This window comes from Kitasatospora sp. NPDC089509, from assembly GCF_044749365.1.
In the GTDB taxonomy this organism is placed as follows: Bacteria; Actinomycetota; Actinomycetes; order Streptomycetales; family Streptomycetaceae; genus Kitasatospora.
Window position 1 is genome coordinate 764001 of sequence record NZ_JBIVHS010000001.1, and the last position, 26808, is coordinate 790808.

The 26808-nt window shown below is 68.3% G+C and carries 19 protein-coding genes and 3 pseudogenes; 6 read left to right on the forward strand and 16 right to left on the reverse strand.

The genetic code is table 11. The features are described from left to right. Positions 1-21: 21 nt before the first annotated feature. From ACIP4P_RS03075 to ACIP4P_RS03085, 3 genes are all read right to left on the reverse strand, one after another. Positions 22-717, reverse strand: coding sequence for a hypothetical protein (locus ACIP4P_RS03075; RefSeq protein WP_400914110.1), 696 nt, complete (start codon positions 715-717; stop codon positions 22-24). Beyond that, positions 717-1025 carry a DUF6112 family protein gene (locus tag ACIP4P_RS03080; RefSeq protein WP_400914111.1) on the reverse strand — a complete coding sequence of 103 codons (309 nt, stop codon included), beginning with the start codon at positions 1023-1025 and terminating at the stop codon, positions 717-719. Before ACIP4P_RS03080 ends, ACIP4P_RS03075 begins: the two co-directional genes overlap by 1 nt. Before the next feature lie 81 nt (positions 1026-1106). After that, positions 1107-2294: a C40 family peptidase gene (locus ACIP4P_RS03085; RefSeq protein ID WP_400914113.1), complete on the reverse strand. Its 1188-nt coding sequence runs from the start codon at positions 2292-2294 to the stop codon at positions 1107-1109. A gap of 571 nt (positions 2295-2865) precedes the next feature. Between ACIP4P_RS03085 and ACIP4P_RS03090 the strand changes: the two genes are divergently transcribed. Beyond that, positions 2866-3612 (forward strand): DNA-methyltransferase, encoded by a 747-nt coding sequence (locus ACIP4P_RS03090; RefSeq protein WP_400914115.1) that lies wholly within the window; start codon positions 2866-2868, stop codon positions 3610-3612. A gap of 90 nt (positions 3613-3702) precedes the next feature. Here the strand turns inward: ACIP4P_RS03090 and ACIP4P_RS03095 are convergent, their stop codons facing one another. Then, positions 3703-4638 (reverse strand): hypothetical protein, encoded by a 936-nt coding sequence (locus tag ACIP4P_RS03095; RefSeq protein ID WP_400914117.1) that lies wholly within the window; start codon positions 4636-4638, stop codon positions 3703-3705. 269 nt (positions 4639-4907) lie between these two features. Then, positions 4908-5081, reverse strand: a complete 174-nt coding sequence (locus tag ACIP4P_RS03100) for a hypothetical protein (protein ID WP_400914119.1) — start codon at positions 5079-5081, stop codon at positions 4908-4910. A gap of 426 nt (positions 5082-5507) precedes the next feature. On the opposite strand from ACIP4P_RS03100, the gene ACIP4P_RS03105 reads away from it, so the two are divergent. Together ACIP4P_RS03105 and ACIP4P_RS03110 are read left to right on the forward strand one after the other, a co-directional pair. Further along, complete coding sequence (locus ACIP4P_RS03105; RefSeq protein ID WP_400914120.1) at positions 5508-5672, forward strand: hypothetical protein; 165 nt, start codon at positions 5508-5510, stop codon at positions 5670-5672. 564 nt (positions 5673-6236) lie between these two features. Then, a complete protein-coding gene (locus tag ACIP4P_RS03110; protein WP_400914122.1) occupies positions 6237-6728 on the forward strand; it encodes a hypothetical protein in 492 nt (163 codons plus the stop codon). A 36-nt stretch (positions 6729-6764) separates the two neighbouring features. Here the strand turns inward: ACIP4P_RS03110 and ACIP4P_RS03115 are convergent, their stop codons facing one another. From ACIP4P_RS03115 to ACIP4P_RS03130, 4 genes are all read right to left on the reverse strand, one after another. Beyond that, the gene (locus ACIP4P_RS03115) at positions 6765-7478 is read right to left on the reverse strand and encodes a trypsin-like serine protease (RefSeq protein WP_400914123.1); all 714 of its coding nucleotides are present in this window, start codon (positions 7476-7478) and stop codon (positions 6765-6767) included. Between the two features lie 334 nt (positions 7479-7812). After that, a complete protein-coding gene (locus tag ACIP4P_RS03120) occupies positions 7813-9690 on the reverse strand; it encodes a hypothetical protein (protein WP_400914125.1) in 1878 nt (625 codons plus the stop codon). 24 nt (positions 9691-9714) lie between these two features. Beyond that, complete coding sequence (locus ACIP4P_RS03125; RefSeq protein ID WP_400914127.1) at positions 9715-10794, reverse strand: hypothetical protein; 1080 nt, start codon at positions 10792-10794, stop codon at positions 9715-9717. Beyond that, the gene (locus tag ACIP4P_RS03130; protein WP_400914130.1) at positions 10794-11339 is read right to left on the reverse strand and encodes a hypothetical protein; all 546 of its coding nucleotides are present in this window, start codon (positions 11337-11339) and stop codon (positions 10794-10796) included. Before ACIP4P_RS03130 ends, ACIP4P_RS03125 begins: the two co-directional genes overlap by 1 nt. Positions 11340-11549: 210 nt before the next feature. Between ACIP4P_RS03130 and ACIP4P_RS03135 the strand changes: the two genes are divergently transcribed. Continuing rightward, a complete protein-coding gene (locus tag ACIP4P_RS03135) occupies positions 11550-12257 on the forward strand; it encodes a hypothetical protein (protein ID WP_400914132.1) in 708 nt (235 codons plus the stop codon). Between the two features lie 43 nt (positions 12258-12300). Here ACIP4P_RS03135 and ACIP4P_RS03140 read toward each other — a convergent pair whose 3' ends face one another. The 5 genes from ACIP4P_RS03140 to ACIP4P_RS03160 are packed head-to-tail and all read right to left on the reverse strand — an operon-like array spanning position 12301 to position 23153. Further along, positions 12301-13425, reverse strand: a complete 1125-nt coding sequence (locus ACIP4P_RS03140) for a hypothetical protein (RefSeq protein ID WP_400914135.1) — start codon at positions 13423-13425, stop codon at positions 12301-12303. 9 nt (positions 13426-13434) lie between these two features. Beyond that, positions 13435-14127: a hypothetical protein gene (locus ACIP4P_RS03145; protein WP_400914137.1), complete on the reverse strand. Its 693-nt coding sequence runs from the start codon at positions 14125-14127 to the stop codon at positions 13435-13437. A gap of 60 nt (positions 14128-14187) precedes the next feature. After that, positions 14188-18006 carry a hypothetical protein gene (locus tag ACIP4P_RS03150; RefSeq protein ID WP_400914139.1) on the reverse strand — a complete coding sequence of 1273 codons (3819 nt, stop codon included), beginning with the start codon at positions 18004-18006 and terminating at the stop codon, positions 14188-14190. After that, positions 18003-20312, reverse strand: coding sequence for a hypothetical protein (locus ACIP4P_RS03155; protein WP_400914142.1), 2310 nt, complete (start codon positions 20310-20312; stop codon positions 18003-18005). The genes ACIP4P_RS03150 and ACIP4P_RS03155 overlap by 4 nt, the downstream gene beginning before the upstream one ends. A gap of 6 nt (positions 20313-20318) precedes the next feature. Further along, on the reverse strand, positions 20319-23153 hold the full coding sequence (locus ACIP4P_RS03160) for a DUF6603 domain-containing protein (protein ID WP_400914144.1): 2835 nt from the start codon (positions 23151-23153) through the stop codon (positions 20319-20321). Positions 23154-23521: 368 nt separating this feature from the next. Between ACIP4P_RS03160 and ACIP4P_RS03165 the strand changes: the two genes are divergently transcribed. After that, positions 23522-24868, forward strand: a complete 1347-nt coding sequence (locus tag ACIP4P_RS03165; RefSeq protein ID WP_400914146.1) for a hypothetical protein — start codon at positions 23522-23524, stop codon at positions 24866-24868. Between the two features lie 272 nt (positions 24869-25140). Here ACIP4P_RS03165 and ACIP4P_RS03170 read toward each other — a convergent pair. Beyond that, a pseudogene (locus ACIP4P_RS03170) lies at positions 25141-25284 on the reverse strand (IS5/IS1182 family transposase); the annotation flags it as partial. Between the two features lie 127 nt (positions 25285-25411). Next, positions 25412-26215 (reverse strand): annotated as a pseudogene (locus ACIP4P_RS03175) (transposase family protein); the annotation flags it as partial. Position 26216: 1 nt separating this feature from the next. Between ACIP4P_RS03175 and ACIP4P_RS03180 the strand changes: the two are divergent. Next, a pseudogene (locus ACIP4P_RS03180) lies at positions 26217-26339 on the forward strand (transposase); the annotation flags it as partial. Between the last annotated feature and the right edge of the window lie 469 nt (positions 26340-26808).

Here is a 26808-nt window from a genome sequence, read left to right on the forward strand (position 1 = left end):
ATCCACAAGGAACTCCCCGGGTCAGGGCGCCACGGCCGGCAGCACGCCGGCCAGGGCACATGGACGGTCAGGACGGCACTGCACGGCGAGAGTGGCCGAACGGTCCTCGGCCCCGGCCTTCGGGGCACCGGTCCAGGCGATCGACTGCTTGCCGGAGACGGTCACGGCGTAGACGTACGCCTGCGTGATCGCCCCCGGATCTGCCTGCAGCGCCCTGGTGAACCGGTCCGGGAAGTGCGCCTCGTCCGCAGTCGCGGTGGCGAACTGACCGGAGTCGGCCATCCGCCCCCACAACACTGGTGAGGGCACCAAGCGGTCGACCGAGTCGGCGTCGACGTACTGCCCCTCGCTGGTCAGCCACTGGTGGAGGGAGGCCACCAGCTCGGGCTGCGAGAAGGAGCGGGTGTCGTACGACCACAGCGCCACCGCAGCCGCCTTCGCGAACGCGATCGGATCGTGCGTCGAGGGCGGACCCGACAGCCCCTTCGGATGCCCGCCCGGCGTCGGCGAGGCCACCGGAGCGGAGGGCGCCGCCGAACCCGCGGCTGCCGCAGTCGGGTTGGCGGCCTCGCGTCCGTCCCGGGTGACGTAGGCCAGCACGCCGGCGAAGGCGACGAGCACCACCAGGACCAGCGAGCCCAGCAGCGCCCGGCGGCGCACCAGCGTGCCGCCGGAGCCCCCTGCGCGAGGACTGGGGTTGAAGGAACGTTTCTGCATTACTTGACCTGGCTTCCGAGGGTCGAGAAGAAGGAGACGACCCCGTTGGCCGCGCCGAGCAGCAGCGCCGCGCCGACGCTGACGAGGACGCCCTTCTTCCCGTTGGCCTCCGCCTGGTGCCCGCCCGAGTGGTGACCCCAGGCCCACACCCCGGCGCTCACGGCCAGGGCGCCGACGACCGCGATGATCCCGAAGAGATTCAGGCTGCCCATCACCTGCTTGAGGACCGAAAGGCCAGGCAGGCCACCCTCGTTGGGGGTGATGCCGGGGTCGTAGGCGAGCTGGGCGACTGCGTCCGCGAGATACAAGGGAAGCTCCAGAGCAATTCAGGGCGCGCGAAGGCAGCCCAAAGACAGGGGGAGAGGAGAGAGGGGAGGCGGGGGCGCGGGTCAGACGACCCGGCGGACCGCGAGGATCTCCGGCCGCCACGCGGCCAGGGTCGAGATCTTGACCACGTCACCGGTCTTCGGCGCGTGCACGATCAGCCCCGAACCGATGAACATCCCGACGTGCTCCGGCACGGCGGCGGTGCCCCGCGTGAACAGCAGGTCGCCCGGCTTGAGCGAGTCCGCCGAAGCGACGGCGCCCTGCTTGACCTGGTCGTACGTGGTCCGCTCCAGCGAGAAGCCCGCCGACCGATAGGCCATCTGCATCAGCGAGGAGCAGTCACACCTGCCCAACGGGTCCGCACCGTGCGAGTTCGCGCAGGTGCCGCCCCACTGATAGGCGGTGCCGAGCTGGCCGAGCGCCCACCGGATCGCCGTCTGCACCGGCTGCGGCGCATCGGCCGGGATCGTGTACCCGCCCGGCAGTGACCCGGCCGGGATCGTGCCGAAGTTACTGCCGTCACCGCCCGCCGGGGGCGTCCCGCAACCACCGCCCGCAGTCGGGCCGGCGCTCGCGCCGGCCGTCGTTGCCGGTGCCGGTGCCGGCGACGGGTTCGGCGTCGGCGAGGTACCGGCGGCGGGGGCCAGCAGCGGCGCGAGGGCCTTCTGTAGTGCTTCCGCCAACGGCTGCCACTTGGCGTAGGCGTCGGGGAAGCCGGAGCGTTGCACCGCCTGGGCGGCCTGGGTGACGGTCATCGACTCCCAGCCGCTGACCTTCTGTAGCGCTTCGTAGAACTTCGTCGAGGCGTACACCGGCTGCATGATCTGCTGCGGGGTTCCCCAGTCTTGGCTCGGGCGTTGCTGGAACAGGCCCAGTGAGTCCCGGTCGCCGTCGTTGACGTTGCGAAGTTCGCTTTCCTGCAGCGCCGTTGCCAGGGCGACGACCTGCCCGCGGACGGGGATGTGCATCGCGACGCCGGTGGCCTGGATCGTCTTCGCGTTGGGGATCTGCTCGGACGGCTTGCTCAGCCCGGCCACGGCCGGCGCCGACAGCGGACTGGAGCCCTTGAGGATCGCCTCGACCTGTGCCGCCACTGCCGAGGAGTCCACACCCTGCGGGCTTCCGTCAGGGGGACAGGACTTGGACGCGGCGGCCTTGGCCATTCCCGCGCTGGCGATCGCGACCGGCAGGGCCAGCGCCAGCGGACCGCAGGCGACGACGCCGACGAGCGCGCCGACTGCCGTCTTCACGACGGCCCCCGGTCACCGGGTAGTGGCCGACCCGGGAAGGGGAGTGGATAAGGGCACGGGTATGCCAGGGCATGCTGCATTGCAGCGGCTCCTCGGGGCTTCGTAGGAGAACGCGGTGCCGGCCTCTCGTGCGAAGAAGTCGCCGGCACCGCGCCGGTGGTGAAACCGCCCTCGTGCAGGGAGGGCCCGGGTCAGGGGAGTTGGTGGCTCCAGGACGCCGGTCTCGGGTCACGCGCGGCAAGCAGCCGCGCTCGTAATCTCAGCCGGAACACGACGGGGCTCCTCGGTATCGGGGGAGGGGAGATGCTGCCCGCGTGGTTCCGCGAGCGCAGGGCGGCACGGATCAACACGCGCTCGGTCAGGGCTGTTTGGCCTGCTGCCCGGTCGGCACGACCAGACAGTAGATGCGAAAGACGGCCGCACCAAACGGCCCCGGACCAGGCGTGGAACCCCGCCAACGCCCGTTAGGTACGGCCGCCGATCGCCGCTACCTTCCTCGGTATCCCCACTCCCGGCTGCTGCTGCGGGGAGCCGCCCGGAGCGGGCCCAACCACGCTCGGAAGGAAGACCCGTGACCTACACGCTGCACCGAGGCGACGCCCTCACCGTGCTCAAGACCCTCCCCGACGAGTCCGTCAACGCCGTCATCACCGACCCGCCGTACAACAGCGGCGGCCGGACCAGCTCGGAGCGCACCAGCCGCGACGCCCGCGCCAAGTACGTCACCAGCGGCAGCATCCACGACCTCAAGACCTTCCCCGGCGAGAATCGCGACCAGCGCTCCTACCGGGCCTGGCTCACCGAACTGCTCACCGAGGCGTACCGGGCGAGCACCGAGCACTCAGTCGCCATGGTCTTCAGCGACTGGCGGCAGGAACCGACGACGAGCGACGCACTGCAGATGGCGGGCTGGACATGGCAGGGCACCATCCCCTGGATCAAGCCCACCAGCCGTCCGCGCAAGGGCGGCTTCAAGCAGTCCGCGGAGTTCATCACCTGGGGCGTCAAGGGCACCCTCGACAACAGCCGCGCGATCTACCTGCCCGGCCACTTCATCGCCAGCCAGCCCCGCAAGGACCGGGTCCATATCACCCAGAAGCCGCTGGAGATCATGCAGCAGCTCGTCCAGATCTGCCCTGAGAACGGCGTCGTCCTCGACCCCTTCACCGGCAGCGGCTCCACCGGTGTCGCCGCCCTACGCGAAGGCCGGCGATTCATCGGCGCCGAACTCTCGCCCCACTACGCCGATGTCGCCGAACAGCGCCTGCGCGCCGAGCTGACCCAGAACGACTTCGTCCTCGCCGGACCGGAGGCGTGAGCGTGAGAACCCCGAACCGCCGGCATCTACTTGCCCGCAGACACAGAAGGGCGGCTGGAGCATGATTTTCCAGCCGCCCTCGCCGTTCCATCAGGCCGCCTGGACCGCCCGCTCGATCAGCGGTCCCGCCTTCTTGAGGTCCGCCGCCGAGGCGATCCGCACCTCCAGATCCCCGGTGCCCAGGTGCCCGATCCGGCGCATGTCGCGTGTGAAGCCCTCCTCCAGCTCCACCGTGTCCGGGTCCAGGCGTAGGTACACCAGGATCACCCGGTGCGAAACCGAAGGTCGGAAGATCACGTTGGCCACGTTCTGCAGCCGCCGGTAAGCGATGTAGTGCTTGAGGACGACGGTCTCCACCTCGCCCGATGCGGTGAGCACCTCGTCCAGCTCACCGTACAGATCCCGGAGGCACTTCGGTACGTCGCCGATGACCGGCCGCTCAGCCGCCTCGGCGGCAGCCGCCGGCACCGAAGGCGTGGCCGATCTGCGCACGGCTGCCTGGCTGACGACGGCGGAGACCGGCTCGACCAGCTGGAGGCTCAACAGCCCGCCGTCGAAGATCCGGTAGCGAACCAGCTCGATCGGCCACTGCCGACCCAGGTCACCAACGGCAACCCGGTCGTGGTGCGAGAACCCGGCCGCGATGCACAGCGCCCGGGGAGCGCGCCAGTCGATGGACTCGGCCGTCTCGGACCCCAGCTTCTCCCTGACGAGGGCCTCGAACTCGTGGCGACTGCTTTTCAACCAAGTCAGGTAGGAGACGGCCTGCGAGACGACGCCGCTGTCGTTGCCCTTCTTGAACTCGATCACGACCGGCACGCCGTTCTCGTCCAGGCCGAGCGAGTCCACCCGTCCCCGATGCCACGGACCGGTTGGGTACTCCGACGCCAGGAACCGGATACCGAGCATCGCCTCCATGCCCGCTTCCACCCGGCGCTGCAACTGCACCTCCAGCGCCACCGTCGAGCTGCGCAGCTCCACGTCCTGGCCGTCCGTCCCGAGCCGGAACACCTTGAGATCGCTCACCCAGCCCCCTTCGCACGATCGTACGAAGGAGCCAATCGAAAACAGCACTCCCATATTCCGGATCTGATGCGTCAAAGGTGCCGCCCGGCCGAAGCGTGACAGCTCGGGGCGCTGGAAGGCGGCTCCGCACGTTAGCCGCTCGAAGCCCCCGCGACTGCGGTGGCTGGTGAAACAGCTGAGGAGATGGGGAGTTGGCATCGCAGGTGGCGACGAAGACCGGCGGACAGCTTCGGTTCCAGACCGTGGCCACAGATGGGCGCAGGTCGTCCTCATGCTGGACCCAGGCACTCGTGCAGCTTCAGGTCCTCGGCGCCGAGCGGATCAACGGGCCGGTGGAGCCGTTCGGGCACAGGGCGCCGGGGCTGGTCGTCGTCAGCCAGGCCCGCGGCGGCCTCTTCGGCTTCGGCGTGCGCCCACAGCTGCGACCGCGCCACGACGGCCATGGACGGCAATGGACGCCTTCCCGCCGGCCACCCTGGCCGCCGGCCGAGCGGTCCGTCCGGGGGTGGCCGAGTGAGCACCGTGGGCGAGTGGTAGCGGGGCAGCCGGCGCAGACCCCCAGGTCAGCTCCACGCGCGCCGCCGTGCGCGGGCCATGGTGCGGAAGGACACTGGTAGTTGAGATCCCCATACTCTCCGCTGTAGGAAGGACGACTGATCATGGGCAGCGACGGCAACGGCGAGTTCCGTGTAGAGAATCGACAGCGGATCGACCGACGAGGACACCGAGGAGAGGGTCGATTCCGAGACGGCCAGCCCCAGCCCGGAGAAGCCACTGCGGAGTTCGGCCCAGTTTGTGGAGAACGTGGACGACGAGAGCTGGCTCGGTAACAAAGCCGGTGGCAAACTGTTCGGTGGTCGCTAGACCGGGTGATCGACGCGGTGATGACGGCGGCGGCGCCGAACCCCCTGGGCGCGAGGTGGACGGCGCGCCGCCAGCCGTCTGGTGCGGGCTCGGGATTGCGGCGAGGCATCCAGCAGGTCGGCGACGGTGAGGGCGGGGTGCTGGGCGATCAGGCGCTCGCGCAGCACTAGCTAGGCGTAGGCGCTCCTGCTGACATCGAAACCCACAACCCCCGGCTGAAGCAGCAGAGCGTGGAGGCGGCATCCCACGTTCACCGGACTCGCCGCAGCCGAGTGGGACGCCCTGACCACCCAACTCCTGGCACTCCACGGGACCCAGCACGAGGGCCAACTCGACAAGCGGCGCGGTCACCGGCCCTGCATCAAGGGCGACGGCACTACCGGCCGCCGCCCCGATCTCACTTCCGCCGACCGCCTCCTGGCCGTTCCTACTCCACCAGCGGCTCGGCCTCCCGGAGGCTGCCGTAGCCCGACTCTTCGGCGTCACCCCTGAGACCAACAACCGCCGCATCCGCGACATCCGACAGCTCCTCCAGACGGCCGACCGCATCATCGAGCCTGCCGAACCCCACTCCCCGCAGGTCGGGCAGCTTGCCACGCCGCGATGGGACACACCGACCAGGTAGGCCGCAGTCTCGCCGGTTCAGGGCATGCTGTTGCCAACGGCCAACGTAGCCCAGCCGTACCGCTCCCTGTATTTCGCGTTCCTTTACAGCACACCATGGAAGGAGCCCCGTGCGACCCTCTGACGGCGACATTGTCATCGATGGGAGGAAATTCCCCTTCGAAACGGATACTCAAGGAGACACGACGTACAGGACTGGCGAAATCGTGTCGGTGTCGATGAAGGCCCTCACGGATTGGATCGCCGGTACGCTGCAGGTTGCTGACCCTCCGCATTTCCTGGACGGGATCACGATCGACCGGCTTGCCCTGACTATCACCCAGAAGGGCTCGGTCAAGACTCCGGAGTACCACTTCGAGGCATCCGTTCGGTTTGCTTTGGACGGCTTGCCGATCCGGTTTGACGTCGTTGACTTCGTCAGTGATGCTCGAGGATTCCGGGTGGCGGTGGAACTTTCCGTGATGACCCGGAGGGGGCAGGAGGAGATGAGCATGCGTGGGGCTTTGGAAAAAAGCGGAGGTCAGTGGGCGGTGTTTGCAGGATGGTCCGCCGAAGACGGAGTGCTGCTGACGGATCTGGCGGACTGCTTCACCGTTTCCTGAGAGCTCAGGACGGCGCGTCGGGCTGACGGCCCAGCCTCAGCCGGGGTACACGTAGAGCTGCGGGTGGCTCCCGGCCCAGCTGATCACCGTGATACCCATCACGGGTGCGCTCGTACAGCGACCATGTTCTTTCTCCAGGTCGTCGATGACCACCTGGATGGTGATTCCCAGTAGGGCGACCTCGTCACTGCCGGTCTTCGGGTTCTTCCGGATATACACCAACGGTCCTCCCGAATCGCCACTGCAGCCGCGTGCCCTCTCCTTGTTCAGGTCGTTGACGACCTGGAATTTATTCTCACTTATCGACTCTTTGGATTTCACTGGCTTGTAGGGTTCCGTTCTGACCGTCAGGATGTTGATGGTCGTAGATCGTACTCCGTTTCCGTTTTCGGCTCCAGGGATCCGCCCGGCTCCGTAGAGGAACGCCTTCTTTCCGAGGAGCGGCTTGGGGCTGCTGCCGTGCTCCAGGGCGATGGCCGACCCGCTGCTGAATGCTTTCGACAAGAAGAGGCGCCCGAGGTCGTCGACGCGGGAGACGATTGCTGATTCCTTTGTTTGCTGGTTTTCCGGGCTGCCAATCGGACCTCGGTAGACGGTGTAGGTGGCGCCTTCGCGAAGGCAGTGAGCCGCGGTTGCCACCGTTCGCGGTGTGGTGAGCACGCCGCTGCAGGCGGCATTTGGATCTTGCGGGTCGTTTGTTGTCCGAAGGATGGAGACGAAGAACTTGGCGTTCTCCGGTTGGATCGTCACGTACTGCCCCGTCATTGGAGCAGCCGTTGTCGCGGGCCATAGGACGGACATCGCGGCCACGGAGCAGACCACGGACAGTCGATGAGAACGACGGCGTAGCGATGCAGGCATGGCGACCACCTGACCGAGATGTTGGTGTGAGGGCAGCGGTAGCGGCTAGCGGGGTCCTGTCGCTTCGGCGGTGCTGGCAGCACGTTCTCCTCATGAGAGCACAGCGGATGCAGGGCTGCGAAAGGGGAGCCTTTCGGGGTAGGTGGCCCCGAATGACGGTGGGCCCGGCGCAGGTCGCCCGACGCAGGGCCCGTGGTGTGGTGTCAGCTGCCGCCGTTCGATGTCAGGTGGTGACGGGTTCCGCCTTGGGGGTGAAGCGGAGGGTGTCGTGTTTCGCGTCGACGCCGCCGCCCAGGTAGGACTTGAGGCCGTGGATGGTGGCTTGGTATTCCACGTCTGGCTGGAACGCCGTCTTGGTCTTCACGATGATGTGGTACGGCGAGTCGGGGGCCACCGCTGCCTGGGTGATCTCGATCGGTGGGGTGATGGTGTAGTTGCCGGCGGGGGACACCGTTTCGGGTTTGGGTGCGATGTTGACGGCGAGGGTGAGGGCGTAGTCGTTGGCTGTCGCTGCGGCGTCTTCGAGGGCGATGGGGAGGGGTGGGGGGCCGCCGGCGCATTCAGGGAAGCGCGGCGAGGTGAAGGAGATGCATTTGCGGCGGCAGGCAATGGACGGCTCGTCGGTGCCGGGTTCAGGGTTGCCCTGGGCGTTCTTTTCGGAGATGAGATCGAACAGGGAGTTGAACTGGGCTTTCGCCAGGAGCCCGTTGGGCAGGATATCCTTGTCCCACCAGAAGGCCCGGCTCAGGAATTGGAAGGCTTGGTAGTCCGCCCAGCCGGTGGTACTGAAGCCATTGGTGTTGCGTGGTGCCTTCCCAGAGAGTCGGGCGATGCCGTGGCCCACGGCCAGCACCATACCCGGGAACTCGAGCGCCATGGCCTCGCCATCCTTGCTCTGCGTCCGGGCGAGTCCTCCGGTGACGACGACGGTCTCCTTGCCGTGTCGGCGCAGTGCGTACACGTTGGGTTCGGGCTGGTCCCAGTCCAGGAAGAAGTGGATGTCCGGGTAGAAGCCCCGCCAGTGCGAGAAGACTTTTTCGACCATGAACTGGGGAACCGTGTTGCCAGGGCTGAGCTGATTCCCGGCGGCGCGGATGTCATCGGCTTGGGCGGGAGTGAAGAGCGCTGCGACGTCGGGGCCGGTGTAGTCGGCGGGTCCGGTGAAGATGGTGAACTTCCCTTCGGCGAGGACTGTTTCGTTGCCGCACCCGGGTGTTCCGAAGAGGAACGAGACTCCCTGCCTTTCCGCGCTGTTGTCCTGCGCGTATTGCTCCTCCCAGATGTGGGGACGTTTGGCGCTGTCGTCGGCCCAGGAGTCCGCGAGCAGGTTCGGTTGCAGTTGGAGGTAGTAGTCGCCGACGACGATGCCGGCGGCCTGCAGCAGGTGGCCGCCCGCTGGGTCGGCGGAGCGGCCGGTGCCGAGGTGGTGTAGGCCGCCGGTGTAGTCCCCGATGCCGACTGAGCGCACCGGGACGGGTTGGCCGTCGGCGCCCATGAGTTGGTCGCGGACGTGTACCTGGGATGCCTGGACCAAAGTGCTGCCCGCGAGAAGGATTGGCTGGTCGGTGGTGCAGATCAACTCGCCGAGACGCTCATCCGGCCGACCGAACGACATGTGCATGATGCTGGGGCTGTTCCCGCCAATCGCACCGTCGCTGAAGGTGACCAGGCTGGGTGCCCAGGTCACCTTGCCATCAGGGGCGAGGGTGCCGGTGAGGATGTGCTCGCCCTTGGCGATCGTCTCGATCCTCTCCTGCCGGTCTAGAGAAAGCGCGATCTTTGTCCCGTACGCCATGCAGGCGCAGCAGCAGTAGCATGCCAGCAGCTTCCCGGACCACTCAGCGCATAGGGTCTCGAAGTCCTTGTTCTCCTTGTCCATCCTCTCCTGCACCTTCGGGTCCGTAGAGATTTCGACGGTCCCGTTGTGTGTGCAAGTGAATGCGCTGACAGGAAGGTTGGAGTTGTTGGTATTCATGCAGAGGTCGTGGAAGGCGTCCTGGATCGCCTGGCAGTGGCTCGGCAGGTAGCCTGGGATATCCGCGCAAGCCGGCATATGGGTTTTGCTGATATTTGATTGACATACTTCTTTGTCGTAAGCCATGTTGGCCCCTAGTCTCCGATGGAGTCAGTCGGTTTGTCCCCAGGTGTAGCACCAGAGGTGCTCGGGGGTGTCTGAGTGCAAGTCCAGCGAGGAATGCCACGTCGTGATGGACGCGAGTGTATCCGTCGGCTTAGCAGGGTTCGCGGAAACCACTTGAAGCCCGGTCTGCTTGGGACTGGTAGAGAAGATCTTGATCGCGTAGAGCGTGCCGGTATCCGGGTTGACGGCCAGTGGGGCCACGCCATATGCATCGCTCAAGGGGATGACGGCCGCTGTGTTCTTCGTGAACTCTTGGACGTCCGCCACCACGATCCCCCACACCAGATCCGTGCCCGTGCCCTTGCGTGCGACGATGCAGCAGTATTGCCGGTTCTCCGCAGTGGCGATGACTGGGCGCCCGCAGCACTGCCACCCGGTCGGGATGCTGATCTCGGGGGTCAACTGCTTCTTGTCGGCATTGAACCGCTGGATCGTTCCGAAAGATCCTTCAGGGGTTCCCAGGACGTAGGTGTTCTCGGATGTCGGCGCGATGGCGAGCCACCGTGCTGCGCCGAAGTTGATACTTGACGAGCTGCCCCCGGAGCCAGCCTGGAGTTTCCCCCACACAAGAATGTTGGACGTGGACTTCTGCAGCCCGAACAGGAGGGCTGCCCCCGTGTCGAAGAGGAGGTCCGAGAAGGCGGCCTTGTCCGTGGCTCCGATGGAATGCTGGACCGGTTTCGCCAGGAGCCTGGTTTCCTGGACCGGGGGGCCGTACTTGTCGATAGTGGCCGAGTCCGTTCGCGCGGCCAGTAGGGCTTTGTCAGCGGCCGACCAGTAGAACGCGCTGTAGAGTCGGTTTTTCGGCCAGAACGTTCCGCTGACCTCGCCGGGGGTCCAGTTGAGTTCCGTGACCACACTGGTCTGGGAGTAGTACGCGAGGCCCCATGAGGTGTCGAGGGCCAGGCCGGAGTGGGCTCGAGTAGGCAGGGTCTCCGGGCCTGGCGGCGACCCGCGCTCGTACACCTTCTCCTCCGACTTGGTCGTACTGCAGAGCACCCGGACGTGGCCGCGTTGGATCGTGACCCCGACGAAGCCCAGGCCGTCGACTTCGGTCGCGCCCATCACTTCACCCCGGCGTTCAAAGCTGCGGCGTCGCTCCGGGCGACGTTGTCCGGATCACCCCATCGGCTGTGACCCGGCCGTTCCGGATCGGCTCCGGGGCACCGCTCGGAGGGCAGTCGCGCCTTGCGGGCGGCGACGCAACCGCACAGCGTGCAGGTGGACTTGTCGGTGAGGCCCTTGGCGGCGATCTGCTGGAGCAGGTTGCCCTGCTGCATCGACAGGTGCGGGCATGCGGCACACGCCCGCGTCCGGGCGTCGAAGACGTCGTCGGAGACGACGGTGAAGCCGGTGCGGGCCCACCGGCTCAGCGCCGACGCTCCGCGGGCAATCAGGGTCGAGGACGGGAGGGGTTCGGCGGGAACGGGCGGACGGGCGAGCACAAGGTTCAGGAGTTCGGGGTCGCGGCGGCAGGCGAGGAGGTTCCGGGCGTATCCGTCGTCGGTGACGGCGGCGCGGAGCACGTCTTCCGAGGCCGGGGTGTCCAGGCCGAGGATCCGCCCCAGTTCGGTGCGTTGGGCTTCGAGGGCGTCAGGTGAGACAGACATGTGGAGTCCTTGTTGTCTCGTCGAATGGCGCTGCCACGATATGGGCCGAGCCAGGTTGATGCGTATACGATATCACGGAGTGTATGTGAATAGCTCCTTTGTGCAATCATTGGGCTTGCGGTGCCACGGGCTGCCCCCGGCGGGCGCTGCGCGCGTCGCGGACGGCATCACGGGTCGCGGGAACCCGTCGACGAGAGGCAAGGGGACAACATGAAGCACGCACCGACCGCGATGGTCGCCGGTAAGGGACCTGACGGTGAGCCGTTGGTCTACGTGTTCTACTCCAATGGTATGGTTCGCCGGATCCTCCAGGGCGTCGGCGGAGGGCCCATGGAGACGTGGAGTGCGGGAGGCGTCGACCACCCTTATCCGTTCCGGGATCAGGGGCTCCACTACCGGAAACTGTGGACCAGTCTGACCGGGGTGTTGACGGCGGTGCCGGTGGCGGTGTTCCGTCGCGACGAGGAAGTCCCCGACAACACCTACACGTTCCACGCGCTGGTGGCGGCGGGGGAGGGCAAGTACCAGAGGATCTCCTGGAACCACACTGTGTTCGGGAAACAGCATGTGGGTAGCGTGCCCTTCTCGGTTCCCGCAGGCTTCGCCGTCACGGCCGCCTGCGAGATCTCCGGAGGCGATGTCGTGCTGTGGGGACTGAGGACGACCGAGCCCGCCTCCGCGTACTGCGTGCTTCAGGGCGATGTCGTCGGCGCGGTTCGCAAGGGCCCGCTGGAGACGGCGGTGACGGCCGCGTTCCTCGGCTACGACAAATCCGGCAGCCAGCACGTGACACGTCTGTACGCGGGCGCCGACGGCAAGGAGGAGTCGGCGTACACGGTGGAGGTGGCGCAATCGTCGTGCGTCTTCACCCCGCTTCCGTCGGCGCCGAGGTTCCTTGCCGCCGCGGAGTCGAAGTAACCGACGTTCGGCTGGAGTTCGGAGAGATGAACCGGGTGGTCGTTCAGGAGGCAGCCGTGAGGCGACCACCTCCGAACGGCCGCCAGTCGAGCGCGACCACGTACCAGGGTTCGTCGGCGGGGCTTCCCGGTGACGTCGTGCTGATCGTGACGGCCGACCCGGCCGGGACCGGCAGGGTCGCGGTGCGGCGCCGGGTGTCGGCCACGGTTGTCATCCGGTAGAGCGGCTCATGGCCCGGCGCGTCCGCCAGGGCGAGATGCAGGTGCACTTCGCGTCCGGCAGGGATTGAGCGGACGTCGGCAAGCAGCAGTCCATCGGTATGTGCGACGAAGGTGTCTCCCGTGACGAGTGCTTGCCGCACGTCGATGGACGTGTAGCCGGGGATCCCGGTGTTGCCGGGGTCGGTTCGTCCCAACAGCTTGACCGTGGTGTCCGCGGTCAGCGTGCGCGCGGCGACGGCCGGGCCCGCGACCAGGAGGAAGGTGCTCAAATCCGCGCGGGTCGTCGCCCCCGACACGGGCTTCACAGTCGCGGTCAGGACGCAGGTGGCGTCGCTGGGCGGGGCGACACGCTGCGTGGTCCTCCCGGTGACGTCCCAGGGATGGGCGTATCCGGTGCATCTGAGTGCGTAGGACGCAGTGGTGCCGGCCGGGAGCGTGGTCCGCCACGTCAGGTCGGTGGTGGTGTGCTCAGGGTCGATGATGTACGGGTCGGGGCGGAAGTCCGTCAGGACGAAGCCCGCCGGAGTCTTGTCGAAATCGAGGGTGCGGGTCGCGGTATGGAGGCCCTTGACCTCTTCCATGACGGTGAGCTGGACGGGCTTCGCGATGCCGTTGATGTCGAGGTTTGCGATGCGCAGCTCGACGGTGTCGCCGTTTTCCAGCACCTTGCCACCTGCGGCGGACACCGTCAGTTCGAGGTTCTTGCCGACCTTCTTGGGATCCACGTCCCAGCCGTCGCCGGTGGCGAGGCTCAGCGCCTGGGCGTCCTGGGCGGTCAGATCGGTGGGTGCGGTGCCGCACGGGAGGGAGAGCGTGACCGCGTTGCATGTGACATCACCTCCCGTGCAGTTCCTGCCGATGAGGGTGACGGTGCCGCCCTGGGTGGCGGCGCTCAGGAACCGGGGGTCGAGGACGTAGGTCAGCAGGGTGGCTGGCTCGGTGGACATGGTGGGCCTTCAGGTGATGTGCGGTGTGAGTTCGCCGCGGCCGAGGGGGAACCAGGTGGCGCTCGCCTTGGGACTGCTTCCTTCCACCTGGAGCGTCACGAGGGCGTCGGCGTGCACCGGCAGTAGGGTGTTGATGGGGATTTGCGCGCGGTCCGCGATCAGGGTGCTTCGCAAGGGGGGCCGGGGATCGTGCCCGGTGTCGGTGATCGTGACGTGGAGTTTGGCGACGGTCTTCTGGGCGACCGTGGTGACGGTGGCGGCGAGGAATCCGTCGGTGGGGGCGGAGTAGGTTTCGTTCGTCTGGGTGTCTTTCTCGAAGAAGGTTGGCGGCTTGGGGTTGAGAAGCCGGGTGACGCCGGTCGCGGAGAGCGCCCCGGCATGGACGTCGCCGCGCTCCAGGACCACCGTGGTGATTGCGCGCGCCTCCTGGTGGTTGGGGCCTTTGACGATCACCAGGAACGCGGTGACGGTCTGGGTGATGTCGGGCTCGATATGGCTGCACACGCCCTGGGCGTCTTCGGTGGGGGTGATCGGTGTCAAGTTCTGGACATGGTCGGAGCGTTGCAGGAAGTAGCTGTGCGCGGTGGTGCCGGGCGCCGGACCGTGCCAGGTGAGGGTGACCGAGCCGCCGTAGGGCGGCTGGGATTGTGGAGCGAGGTTGGTGATGGCGAACTCGCTCCCGGCGAGGGAAGGGGTGTCCACAGGTGCGTCTCCGTGGTGGGGATGCCGGGGGTCGGCGGCCGAACTCCCGTCGGGGTGGCGTTACTTCTTCTTCGGGGCGAGGGTGAGGTGGCCGGTGAGGGTGTCCGGCGCGGTGGGGGTCAGGCGGGGTTCGCTGACGGCGGCCGACAGCCCGTAGGTGGTCCACGACGTTGCCGGTGGCCGTGGGGGGACCGCGAAGTGCCAGTCGCCGCCCGCGTCGGGCGTGGGCAGGCTGAGGCGTGCGGGCGCGGGTGGCTGCCCGGCCGGGGAGGGCAGGACCCGGGTGAGGACGGGGCCGAGCGGGACCGCCAGGGTGAGGTGTTCGAGGTGTGCCGCGACGGCCGGGGGAGGGAGCCGGTAGGTGACGACGGGCAGCACGTCGGTGCAGGCGGCGACTGTGGTGTGGGGATCCATCAGGAGGGTGAGGTAGGCGGCGTCCACGGGTTTCACGGTCTCCGCCAGCGGCCGCGCCGGGACGCTGACGTCGGCGCCGGTCGTGCCGTCCGTCCGCACGATGGCCTTCGTGTAGGTGCTGACCGGGTCGTGCGGCGGGTGGACGGCGTGCAGGAGTTCGTAGTCGGTGGCACCGGGGTGGTCTAGAGGTCCGGTGAAGTAGCCGACCAGGCCGTCCGCGAGGTCGCCGCCGGCGCCGAGACGTACCGGCCAGCGCCGGTCGAGGTGAGGGTCGGTCTTCGCGGGCGGGTCGAACACTTTGTTCCACGAGGGGTTCGCGCGCGGCTCGCCGTCCAGTTCGAGGTGGACGCGCGTCCGCACCAGCGCCAGGGCACGGCCCGCGACCATGCCCGCCCCGACCCTGGTGTTCCCGGGGCTGTGAGCCGTGGACATGAGGGTCTGGTCGATGCTCCGCGCCAGATCCATGAGGCGGTTCGGACGTTGGGTGGCGGCCTGCTGTCCGGCCGCGATCGCGTCGGGTTCCTGGTCGACGAGTGCGCGCAGGAAGCCCGCGAGCGCCGGGTTCCGAGTGGCGAACGCCGGAGTGTGCACGGCCCGCGCCGTGGGCAAGGGAGAGTCGGGCAGCGGAAGCCAGGTGACCGCGTCCTGCGCGGGCTTCGGCGCGCGGAGGTAGCGGATCTCGCCGAGGCCCTGGCCATCGGGCGCGTAGACGGCGAGGTGCCAGTGCGCCGCCGCGTTCTTCGGATCCGTCCGGGAGCGCCGGACGACCAGCCACCCCGCGACCGGTGTGTCAGCGGTCAGCAGCGGATCGCTGTCGGCGTCGACGACCTTGTCGAGGCCAGCCGAGGGGGAGGCCGTGTGCGCGAGGGGTGTCAGGCACAGGCGGGCGGGCTGCGGGAGGCGCGGAGCCAGTTGCACCAGCCGGTTGACGTCGTCGGCGGTGAACCCCAAGGCTGGCACGGCCGGGGTCACCGACGGTGAGCGGACGACGCGGTGCTGGGCACGCTCCTTCGGGTCGATGACGATCACGCCCCGGCCGAAGGTGTCGACGATGTTGAGTTCGTCCAGGGTGAACTGCATCGCCTGCACCGGCTCGTAGGTGCCGATCGCGGGCGCGGGCGCCGCTGCGTCGGTGCGGGGGACGGGTGGTGAGTCGAGGTGGAACGCGGGGGTGCGTCGCCCGAGGGCCCCGCGCAGCCCGGCGAGCCGCTGAGAAGCGAGGTTCCACCTCCCGGCCAGGGCACGGAAGTCGGCGAGGGCTTTCGGGGGCGCGTCCGGGTAGGTGTCCAGATGGGCGTCGATGCGCCGCCGCAGGGTGGTGACGGGGGTCTCGCTGAGCAAGCTGCGGCCCTGGAGGCTGAACGTCTCCCGCGCAGGGACCGCCTTGGCGAGCTGGCGGTGGCTGCCGTTGAACGTCCACTGGGCTGCGCCGGCGCTGTCCTCGTACGACACGGTCCGGCAGGTCGCCTTCCAGGCGAGGGTCAGGGGGCGCCACGGCTGCTCCCAGACGTCGGCGACGTTCGGCCACTGTGCGTCGCCGGTGAGGGCACGGACGCGAGGATGCTTGTTGAGCGGCGTGCCGAGCCGGTCGTCCCCGAGGTCTCCCGCCTCGCGCAGGTAGTGGGCCACCGTGTGCAGGGTGTGCAGTTCACGGGCGAGGGCGCCGAGCAGCGGGCGTACCGGTTCGGGAGCACTGTCAACGGCCTTGGCCCACTGTGCCGGCAGCCGAAGGTCGGCGACCGCGGGGGCGGTGACCGGAAGGTCCGCGGAGCCGCCTTTGCCCGCCACGGTGACGATCGTGACCACTTGACCCGCCCGGCGGCAGTTCAGCGCCTTGCCGGTTGCCAAGGAGTCGCTGAGCGGGGTCCCGGCGCCGCTGACCAGGATGGTCGGGTCGGCGGGGGCGTGGAACGACGGCAGCGCCACCTCGGTGAGGCTCCAACCCTTGGGGAGGTCCTTGGCTGCGTCGGCGCGGGCCTGGTCGCGTGTCGTGGTTCGCGTCTTCAGGCTGGCGGCGGCCGTCTCGAAGTCGTGCCGGGGGCCCGCGTTCTGCGTCGGGTCGAGCCCATGCTTGCACCGTTCGATGTCGAACTCGGGCTTCGTGCCGTGCGTTTCGCTGTACAGGCCTTGGAGGAACCACAGGTCGGCCACCATGCGGGCGGCCTGCGCGACTGTGAGGCGCTGCCGGTCAAGGGCGACCTGTGCGGCGTTCAGCCTGGCCAGCGCGGCCCGAGGATAGGGTGACTCGTGGCCGGCCGCTACGCTGCTGGGGAGGGCCGAGGACGGTTGGTCCGGAGGCGTGAGCTTCCACCAGGTGCCGCGGGGCGCCGGGGAGAACCAGTCGTGGTGGGCGGCCGTGTCCAGGAGTTCCGCCTCGGCGCCCGAGTCGGCGGCCCGGTCCAGGACCGCGAGATTGCCGGTGTGGAAGGCGCGCAGTAGGTGGGTGGCTGGTCCCGGGGCGTGGTAGGCGGACAGGTCGAGGCTGTCGTGGATCAGGGCGGCCGAGGCGTCAGCCATGTCGTGGCCGACCGCGATCTTGATGCCCTGGTGGCCGTCGGGCTTCTTCGACGGTGGCGCGGTCTTCGCCCCGGCGTCCCAGGCGAGGCCGAGGACGGTGCCGGCGTACACCGAGCGCTCCTGGCCGGTGAGTTCGGACGTCGGGGTCATGGTCCACCCGAGCTGGTGCAGCGCGTCGGCGGTGCGGGCCGCAGGGGCGGTCGGGCAGAAGAAGGCGAGCAGGTCGTCGATCTGCTGGGCGGCCAGTGGATCGTCGGCGGCGGCGGCGTGCCAGCCGACGACCAGGTAGCTCAGGTCGCCGGCCGGGAGCGCCGCGGGGTTGTAGGTGTCGTCGGTGAGCGGGTCGTGGAAGGAGAAGACGTCCTGGCAGTAGGGCTGGAACGCGGCGAACGCGGGCATGCCCGGCCCGAGGACGGTCAGCGGCGCCATCCGGCCGCCCGCGGGCTCGGTCCAGGGGTTGGTCAGCGGCACGGTGTGGCCCATCCAGAGCGCCGGGCCCACCCGCGACGTTCCGAGGCCGCCCTTGTCCGGTTGCTTGGTGGACGGGGGCTTGGTGTCGGTCACGTCGCTGTACACGAGCCAGCCGGCGGCGTCGGGGTGCTGGTCCTGCGGGACGCCGCGGCGATGGTGGTAGCGCAGGATCAGCCACCGGTTGGGGACCGTCGGGTACCACAGGTCGGCGTTCCGTCCCCGCATCAGGTCGAGGCGCCCCTTGCCCAGAGCCGCTGGCATGTGCCAGTGCAGGTAAACGCCTTGGTGCTCGGGCTTGGTGCCGAAGTGCAGTCCGAAGTCGAGCGGGCGCGGCTCCGGGTCCCGGAAGCGGCCGGCGAACGTAGGGGATGCCCGCCAGAAGGGGTCGTCGGCTACGGGCGCGGTCACCGAGAGGGCGTCGATGACCATCGGGACGGCTACCACGGCGGGAGCCCCGGTGGTCGGATTGTCGTTCATGCGGAGTCGCCCTTCGAACGGTCGGACCCGGCAGGGAAGTTGCCGTGCATGTCGGGGGCGGGTGGGGACGAAGACGTATCCGCGTCGAAGACCAACTTCCCAGCAGAGTTCAGCAGTTGCAGGGCCAGGCCGGCCGCGGTGAGGGTATAGGAGGGGTGGCCGTTGGCCCGCAGGGCCTTCTGCACGACGTCCGTGAGGGTGGCGGTGGCGTTGCCGCGCGGTTGAGCGATGCACAGGACTTCGCCGCGGACTCCGGCGGTGCCGCGCCGACAGGTCTCGATGCGGTCGGCCGGGTGGTTCAGCGATTTGCCCATGTCCTTGCCCGGGACGGGATTGCGGAGGTTCAGGGTCTCCGGGGCCAGGGTGTCGATGCCGAAGCTCAGGCCGTGGGGTGGTTCGCGCACGATGACGCGCTCGGGGCGGGCGTCCCAGAGCAGCAGCATCGTGTCCGGCAGCGGTCTGCCGACCCAGGTGGACAGCTGGCGGCCATCGGCTGTCGCCTCCACGACGAGTTCGGGCCAGTAGCGCACCAGCGGGGACCGCAGGAGTGCCCCGAACACCGGCAAGGCCGGATCCCTGGCCAGGGTGTGCGTGTCCAGCAGGTGGTTGAGGTGCCGGTCGAACCTGGTCGCGGCGCCGAGGCCGCGCATCCCGGAGAACATGGCGCTCATCCACTGCCGGTCGATCTGGAAGAAGCGGGCGCTGTGCTCCGGAAGCATGCCCGCGTGCGGCACCACGTTGTCGAACGGTACCCGCATCAGCCATTGGACGCCGGGGCCGAGGGCCTCGGAGACACGTTCAGCGTGGTCGCTCACCACCGCGTCCAGGGCTTCGGCCAGTGGGGCGGCTTCGTCGGCTCCGGCGCACAGGGCGTCAACCGTGACGGCATGGCCGCCGGCGTGCGGGCGTGGCGCCGCGGGGCGGCGGAGCGACCGTCGGGTGTGCGTCGGCTTGGCCTTGAGGCCCTTCTCGATCGAGGGCGTCAACTTCGCGTCCCCCAGCAGCCTTTCGAAGCGGGTGCGGGCGGTGCCGTCCGAGAAGTCTGCTGAGCCACGGGATGGTACGAACTCCTGGAGCAGCGCCAGGCCTTGAGCACGGAACTCCGCCAGGGCCTGGAGGAGCGCGGGGTCGGCGGCGGCCAGTACCTGGCCGAGGGTGTAGGCGCACGCGTAGCTGACGTCCCAGACTCCGAAGTCCTCCAGGTAGACCAGGCCGGCCTGGGCGTCCGCGAGCGGTAGGCGTCCGTCCGGGAGCGGTAGGGCGTGGTATGCGGTCCACGGCCCGCGGTACCAAGCAGGGGTGCGCTCGCCGGTGGGCAGCCGGTGGACGACCGGAACGTACCCGGCCGCCAACCGGTCCGTGACATGCTGCTCCACGCCGGCGGCAGACGCACCGGACTGGTTCGGCAGGCACAGCGCGTTCGCCGTCCTGGAGGCGGCGGCCATCTTGGCGGCGAGGGACTTGAAGTCGCTGTTGGCGGGGTCTGTGTTCGTTGCGGCGGTACTGAAGGACCACGACCACAGCGCGGCCATCCGGACCGTCGTCGTCCCGGCCAGGGGTGGCTCGGTGCCGCCCAGGTAGGTATAGCCGAAGTGTCCTTCCAGTGAGACCAGCACGGCGGTGTAGCGGCGGGACGACAGCCGGGGGAAGCGGTTGGCGACGACCACGCTGCGGCGTCCGGGGGTGAAGTCGTCGGCTGCTGTCCCGGCGGACACCGCGGTGACATCACGGACGTGCACCAGCCAGGGCAGGTCCGCGAGATCGGGCAGGAGGTCGATGAGCCCGGCGAGGTGCAGGTCGACGATGCGGCACGGCGTCGACTCGGGCACCTCGGCGGCCGTATGGGCCAGTTTGGGACCGAGGACGTGTTCCGGGGGCTTGAGGATGTCCTTGACGGTTCCGGAGCGGACTGCCTCGCCGGTGCCTGGGTCGGTCGCGACATCGTCATCGGTGACCAACAGCAAGGCGAGCCAGGGGCGTTCCGGGTGCGCGTCGTCGCGACGTGCCCAGGGCAGCGTGTGGCTGCTGAGCACGACGTGCGGCAGGGCCGTGTCGAAGCGGCCCACGGCGGTGGGCGGCGGGTGGACGGCCGCCGCGGCGTCGGGCGGCAGCGTGAACCGGGGCGCGTCCACCGTGAACTCGACGGAGGCGTGCAGGGATTCCGCCGGGTGCGAGTCGCCCTCGACGACGATCGGCTGGTCGGCAGTGAGGGTGTAAGTATCCGCGCCCAGAGGTGGTTCGTCGCGGCCGATGAAGGAGACCTCGAGGCGGGTCGTGGCGGAACGCAGCGCAACGCGGTCGGTCATGCGGCATCAGGCCTTGTCGAGAGTGGTGGCGGGAACGAGCATGGGGTCGGTTTCCAGGAGCGACCACAGCCGCTTCGCATAGCCGTCGTGCGCGTCGAGCGGGTCGAGGGGCGGCGGCTCGGACGCGGCGCCGGGGGAGAGGCCCAGGGCCCGCCAGCATTCGACCAGGGCATGCCGCGCTTGTACCGCCTTGAGTGTGCCGATGCTCGCGGCGACCTTCTCGCGAGTGCCGTCGGATGCCTGGCTGCCGACGGGAACGACGTCGACGGCAAGGCGGCCGGCCTCGCCGTGCTCGTACTCCAGGTGCTCCTTCGGCATGGGCCCCAGGCGGTCGACGGGTTTCGTCGGTGGTGGAACCAGCCGGGCACCGAGTGTCTGCCCGCTGATGACCTCGGTGTCACCTGTGCTTTCGGACTTCTTCGGCTGGATCGCCGGGGCGTCGCCGGGACCGTTCAGCAGTGGGCCCCACACTGCGGACGGTACGCCGCCGATGACGCGTTTGACGGTCCAACTCGACAGGTCCACCGGCGTGGTTGGCGTCTTGCTCGCGGCCAGGGAGAGCAGGCAGTCGGCGCTGATCTTCCGGTGTATGGGCCGAACCGGGAGGAGGGCGGTGTCGTCGCCGGACCCGTTCGCGGGGTCCGGTGGGACGGGCACCGTCACATTCCCGTCCTTGCGCAACCCGAGACGCGTGCACGGCACCGGCGTTTGCACGGACAAGGCCAACGACCCCAAGGACACCTTCGCGGGCAGGGGCTTCTGGTCCTTCTTCTCACCCTGTTCGTGGACCAGACCCGAGGCCACCACCGCCTGCAACTGCTGCTTGGCGAGCACCCGGCCGCGGACCTGGTCCCAGGAGAGTTCCGCTGCTACGGCCGGCCGTCCGGCACCGAAGCGGATGTGGACGTTCGGCACCACCGGCAGTTCCAGGGTCGCGATACCCCCGGTCGGCGGCCCCCACAGGGTCAGTCCGACTGTCAACTCGAAGTGGTGAGTGCCCAGGAAGTGGACGTCCGCGCCCACCTGCACCGTGATGTCGACCTCGAACCGGAAGGGATCCCACTGCACCACGGCGTTCATCTCGGCGCGCAGCCACGCCGACACGGACCCGGAGCTGTACTCGACCCGCAGCATGCCCCCGACCTGCAGCATCGAGGGCGTCACGGCCGCGTACGCCTCGCCGCGTACCACCACCGCGTCGCAGGGCTGCCAGACCACACCGATCCGGTCCACGCTCTGCGGGTAGTGCTTCGGCGGTGTGTACGCGGGGTTGTAGCCGCCGAACGTGATGACGAAGTCACCGACGTGCGTCGAGGGCGGTACCCAGGTGCACACTGCGAACCCGCCCTGGACGTGGCAGTCCCGGCTGATCAGAAAGGATTGGGACGGATCCAGCGCGCCGGCCACGGACAGTTCGCCCGTCGACATGCGGTAGACGGCGCGCAGCCCCAACGTGAGGCTGACGTACGGGTTGTCGTTCTGCGGGAACCGGACCCGCGCGGTCCCAAGGACCGCGATGGTCAGGTCTCCGGGGGAGACCTGGACGGCGATGACCGCCACGGCTTCGATGATCTCGAACACGGTGAACGCCACGCCGACGGCGACCCACAGGTGATCGCCCGCCGGTTTGAGCACGGCGTCGAGCTTGACCAGCGCCGCGGCCGCGCCCTGGTCGACCGGCATCGCCTTGGGGTTCGCGAGGCCCGCCACCAGCGGATAGGCCTCGACGTCCCGCGGGCCGACGGGGAACGTCAGATCCGAGTTGTATCCGAAGCCGCCGAGCAGTCCGGTGACGTCCACCGGTCCCAATGGCAGGTGCAGGCCGGTGACCTGGCCGATGACGAACACCGTGGTCCGTCCGTCGGAGAGCTGCCCGTACATGCCCACGGCCAGGAAACCGATGCGCGGCGTGGAGACGGTCAGCATGCCTTCGATCATCAGCTTGAGCGGGGGCGGCGGCGGATCCCTGCGGACCAGAGCGCCTGCCACGCGTGCCGGGCCCGCCTCGAACGACAGGCCTAGCCCGTCCAGCAGCCCCGTCACCGTGTACGACCCGTCCAGTGCCACGCCGAGGCCCAGCCCGACGGCGTCGAAGACCAGTCCGACTGCTCCCAGGGACGCGTCGATGAGGACACACAGGCGTTTCGGGGTGGCCGTGGCGTCGTAGCGCAGCCCCAGGCGGTGGATATGCAGCGGTCCCAGGGCCTTGTCGACACTCAGCCAGGCCGCCACCCCCGTCCCGCCCGGGCTGCCGCCCCCGGGAGGCATAATCGCGGCCAACTCGCCGGTCGGCGCGGTATGGGACCCCACGTCGTCCGACTCCTGCGGGACGACTGCGAACCCGGGCAGCTCGGTCGGCGGCGTGGCACCGAACTCCAGCCACACTGTTGAGGGCCGCCCGTCGATCACGACTCCTGCTCCCAGCGCGGCGCGGGCGTCGAACGCCTTCGCGTCCAACTGCAGCGGTCCGCCGCTGCCTGGCCCCTGAAGCAGGGTGGTCAGCTCTGAGGCCAAGCCACTGCTCGGCTTCTTCGCCGTCCGTACGACCAGGCACAGCTGGGACATCTTGGCCAGGTCACGGGGAATCTGCGGTCCGACGACCGGCAGGTCCGCCAGCGACATCGACGGCGCAACGCCGGCCGCCACCACGGTGACCCGGTCGCCGGTGGCCTCGCACGCCGAGGCGAGTCCGACATGCCACTCTCGACCCAGATCGGTCCCGGACAAGTCCATCCCGAGCTTGAACTTCTTGCCACTGGAAGGAATTTCCAGTCGCAGGTGTCCGGAGGTCAGGGTCGGCACCAGGTTCACCGGCAGGTCGCCCCAAACGTCACTCCCCACGCGCTACCACCTCCATCGTGCCGAGCTCGGCTTGCTACCTGCGGGGGCGTGACGTGTCCGGCAGCGCGGACTCCGCTCGCTCGTGACGCATGGTTTACGACTGACTACTGATGGTCACTGTATACCGGGTGAGTGGTTCTCGCCCTGAAGCCGCTGGCCCTTGTTGCCTGTGGTCTGCCACCTGGGCGTCGATGGGAGACCCATTGTCGGCCGGGCGAGCTGGTTCCTTGGGGATGCCGACTCGTCCGCAGAACGGGATCGAACCGGCTGTCGCACTGAAGGTGCCGGGTGGCATTCATCCGGGTCCCGGTTGTGGCGAGCTCGTGTGAGGACCGAAGTGGTCGCAAGGTGCAGAGGAGATTGGAAGTATGCCGTCGAATGTCAACCTGGTCTGGCGCCCGGAGCCCAACGCCCGTCCTTCCTACCCCTTCGATGACGAGCTGGTCAGGCGCGATCTGTATAACCTGGACAAGCTGAACCGGCCTGAAGGGATCGGGCTGTCAAGGCATCATGTGATCCCCTACAACACACTCATGGACGCATGGAACAGTGTCGTTGAGAACGAGTACAACAACAAGAAATCCGCCCTCGCGGGCGAGCTGCGGAAGTTCGCCAAGGCAGTGGCCGGCAAGCTCGGAGACCTGCGGCTCGAGGCACGGTTCGCGAGAAACATTCCGAGGATCAGGAATTTCGCTGAAGAATTCAGCAAGTCGAGTACCAGGCATGACCCCAGTAAGCAGGAGCGCCTGGAGGGGTGGGATGATTTCCTGAGTATCTTCGCTTGGCTGCCGGGAAACCTCTTTGTCGGTCCGGAGGGGGCCAGGAGGGCGGACGAGCCAGCAGACGGCTTCGAGGCCGGGAGCGCCGGGATCGTGGGGGCGGAGTCCCTGGCCCAGCGCCGGCAAGTATACGACCGCTTGGACCGGTATCTCATGAATCCGAACAGCCCCGGCATGAAAGTGGATGCCATGCGTGGGATTCGCGACCTCGCCCAGGCGCTCGACAAGAATGGGCTGCGACCCGTGAGGGAGGCGGACTGGAAGCGAGAGAAGCAGGGCGACAAGCTGCGATTCCGGATCAAGCCACTCGCGGAGCATGCGGTGCTGATGGAGTCGGATACGAGGCCCCGTCGAGATCTCCCACGAGGGTCGGCGTCGCCATCCGTCCCGACCCTTTCGGGGAGTGCGCCGAATGTCGACGCGGGCATCACCATCGATGGTGTATCGCTGCAGTTGGCTGTCCAGTTCGACCAGAACGGCTATGTGCGCCGACGGGCGCATTCCGCAGGTATTCAGATGGGCGCGCTCCTCAACTGGATCGCCAGTAAGTGGGGGGTGAGTGATGGGATTCCGAAAGGGCTGCGGGACCTCACCCTGCAGTACCTGACAGTCGATGTGCTGACGGGGCCGGGTGGATTGGAGGAATGGGAGTTCACCGCCGCCACGGAAGCTCGTTTCTCCGGCGCGGTGATGGACCTGCTGTTCTTCTTGCGGCGCAGGACGCCGTCCGGCGGCGGAGCCCCGGTGTTCTCCGTCTCCGCCGACGCCGGAGTGACCATCGGCCATGGAGACGAACCCGCCCGGCTGTGGTTCCGGGGCGGAGTCGAGAAGACGAGTGTGGGGGCATGGGAACTGAACGCCTCCGCCGAGGCCACCAGCGATGCCCTGACACTGACCCAGCTGCTCTCCGCTGCGGGGACTGAGGGCTCTGCGTAGTGGGACCGCTGGATGCGGTGACTCCCCGGACCGGCCGAGGGAACGTCTGGGTTCGGTGACAGGCATCACCCGCCAGCGCCGTCGATCCGTCCTCGGGGCTGCGAGCCGGACGTGGTCCGGCCGAGCGCTCCCACCTCTCGGAGGGCGAGAACATCGGCGGGAACTGACAGAGTTCTGCGCGCACGTCATCAGCGAGCTGTACGTCGAGCTCGACCGCGTCACCGTCGAACGAGACGAGCTCCTCGGCAACATCCACTTCCGTAGCACGTAGCACGTAGCACGTAGACGATGCCGGCCGGGGCCGCCCTGTCCGGAACGCGAAGTCGCCCGGGATGGCGATGGCGTCGTTCGGGAGCGGGCGGCAGCAGCGGAGCCACCCGCTCCCACAGGCCGTCCGGAACAAGATCAGCACAGATCTGGACACCCTGCCGACCAAGATTGCCGAGCACAAGCCCCTCGGCTCAACTCATTCTGAAACGATCAGTACGAGCTGGTGCGTGATTGCGGCGGCGATGTGGCTGGCCGGGGGTCGCCGTTTGCACAGATGGTGGCGGTGCGGTCGGAGACGATGCCGGCGACGGCGAGGTAGGTGGCGGCAAGGCCGTCGCGGCGGTGGGTCCAGTGGGTCAGTCCCTTCCATCGCTTGTGGTCGGCGAGGGCGTGCTCGACGACAATGCGCTGGGACGAATGCTCGTGGCGCGCCTGCTCCCGGGCTTCGTGGACTTCCGGCGCGGCGATTTTGTTGGGCTTTCTCGGCGGGGTGACTGCCTTGCCAGGATGATCACGGCGAAGTCCCCAATAGCCGTCATCCAAAAGCACTTCGACCTCCGGGAACTGGCGGAAGAGATCGTCGATGCCCTCGCCCCGTATCGCCGTCGTGTCGTGTATGCGGCCAGGACGCAGGTTGCCGGCCCACAGGGTGCGACCCTTCGCATCGGCGACGACGGTGGTCTTCATGGTGTTCTGCTTCTTCTTGCCGGACACGAAGGCTCGCCGCCCACCGCGGTGCGGGGTCGGGCGGTGGACCTGGACCTCGGTGGCGTCCAGCCGAAGCACGACACCCTCGGCCTGCGCGTAGGCGAAGACGTCGGCCAGGGTTCGCAGCCGTACTCCCGGACGGCCGGGCACCGCGAAGCCCCGGGTGGCAAGCAGGCCCCTGACCTCGCCGATCGCCCGGCTGACCGTGGAACGGTCGACGCCGAACAGCAGGGCCAGGACGGCGTGTGGCAGGTCGTGGCGCAGATGGATGAGCGTGGCGACCACCCGGTCGGCAAAGACCAGGCGGTGTTTGGCGCCGGCTCGCGCCGCACGCCGCCGTGTCCCGCCGCGGGCGCAGTGGCGCCGGCCCTACGCGGTCATCATGGAGGCCTACGTCCACGGCGTGTCGCGGTCGGTCGACGACCTGGTCAAGGCCCTGGGCGCGGACACGGGGATCTCCAGGAGCGAGGTCTCGCGGATCTGCGAGGACCTGGGCCCAATGGCGCCAGACGTGCCGATTTTCATCCAGGATGACGACGATGCCCCTGCCAACTCCATTGGGAGTAATTCCAGCGAGCGGAGCGACTGTCCGGGGCGCCGTGGCGCCATCAAGAGTCAAGAGGGCCTACCGATTAACAATCGGTACACGAACGGTTTTCGGTCGATATATGCCGGCGATCTCTCTTGCGCGCCCACAGGGCAAGCGGAAAGGAAGCCAGAAATGAGCGACGGCAATGCCATTCAGAAAACTCTCGGAGGAACGGTGAATGCCAATGGAGATATTCTCCAGGGGGCGGGGTTCACCGTAGAAAGGAAGAAGGGCGGCGTCTACAAGGTCAGCTTCACCAAGCGGGCCTGGCCGCCGCACCCCCGATTGCGAAACGCGCAGGTCAGCGGGTGCGCCCACGTGCCTTGAGGGGAATTCCCGGGAGCTCCGGGGCGGGCAGGCGGTCGCCCGGGTA

Excerpts from the sequence above, each read along its gene's own strand:
- ACIP4P_RS03075 (WP_400914110.1), bottom strand. The coding sequence starts at position 717 with ATGCAGAAACGTTCCTTCAACCCCAGTCCTCGCGCAGGGGGCTCCGGC.
- ACIP4P_RS03100 (WP_400914119.1), bottom strand. The coding sequence starts at position 5,081 with ATGGCCGTCGTGGCGCGGTCGCAGCTGTGGGCGCACGCCGAAGCCGAA.
- ACIP4P_RS03120 (WP_400914125.1), bottom strand. The coding sequence starts at position 9,690 with ATGGCTTACGACAAAGAAGTATGTCAATCAAATATCAGCAAAACCCAT.
- ACIP4P_RS03125 (WP_400914127.1), bottom strand. The coding sequence starts at position 10,794 with ATGGGCGCGACCGAAGTCGACGGCCTGGGCTTCGTCGGGGTCACGATC.
- ACIP4P_RS03130 (WP_400914130.1), bottom strand. The coding sequence starts at position 11,339 with ATGTCTGTCTCACCTGACGCCCTCGAAGCCCAACGCACCGAACTGGGG.
- ACIP4P_RS03135 (WP_400914132.1), top strand. The coding sequence starts at position 11,550 with ATGAAGCACGCACCGACCGCGATGGTCGCCGGTAAGGGACCTGACGGT.
- ACIP4P_RS03140 (WP_400914135.1), bottom strand. The coding sequence starts at position 13,425 with ATGTCCACCGAGCCAGCCACCCTGCTGACCTACGTCCTCGACCCCCGG.
- ACIP4P_RS03150 (WP_400914139.1), bottom strand. The coding sequence starts at position 18,006 with ATGAACGACAATCCGACCACCGGGGCTCCCGCCGTGGTAGCCGTCCCG.
- ACIP4P_RS03155 (WP_400914142.1), bottom strand. The coding sequence starts at position 20,312 with ATGACCGACCGCGTTGCGCTGCGTTCCGCCACGACCCGCCTCGAGGTC.
- ACIP4P_RS03165 (WP_400914146.1), top strand. The coding sequence starts at position 23,522 with ATGCCGTCGAATGTCAACCTGGTCTGGCGCCCGGAGCCCAACGCCCGT.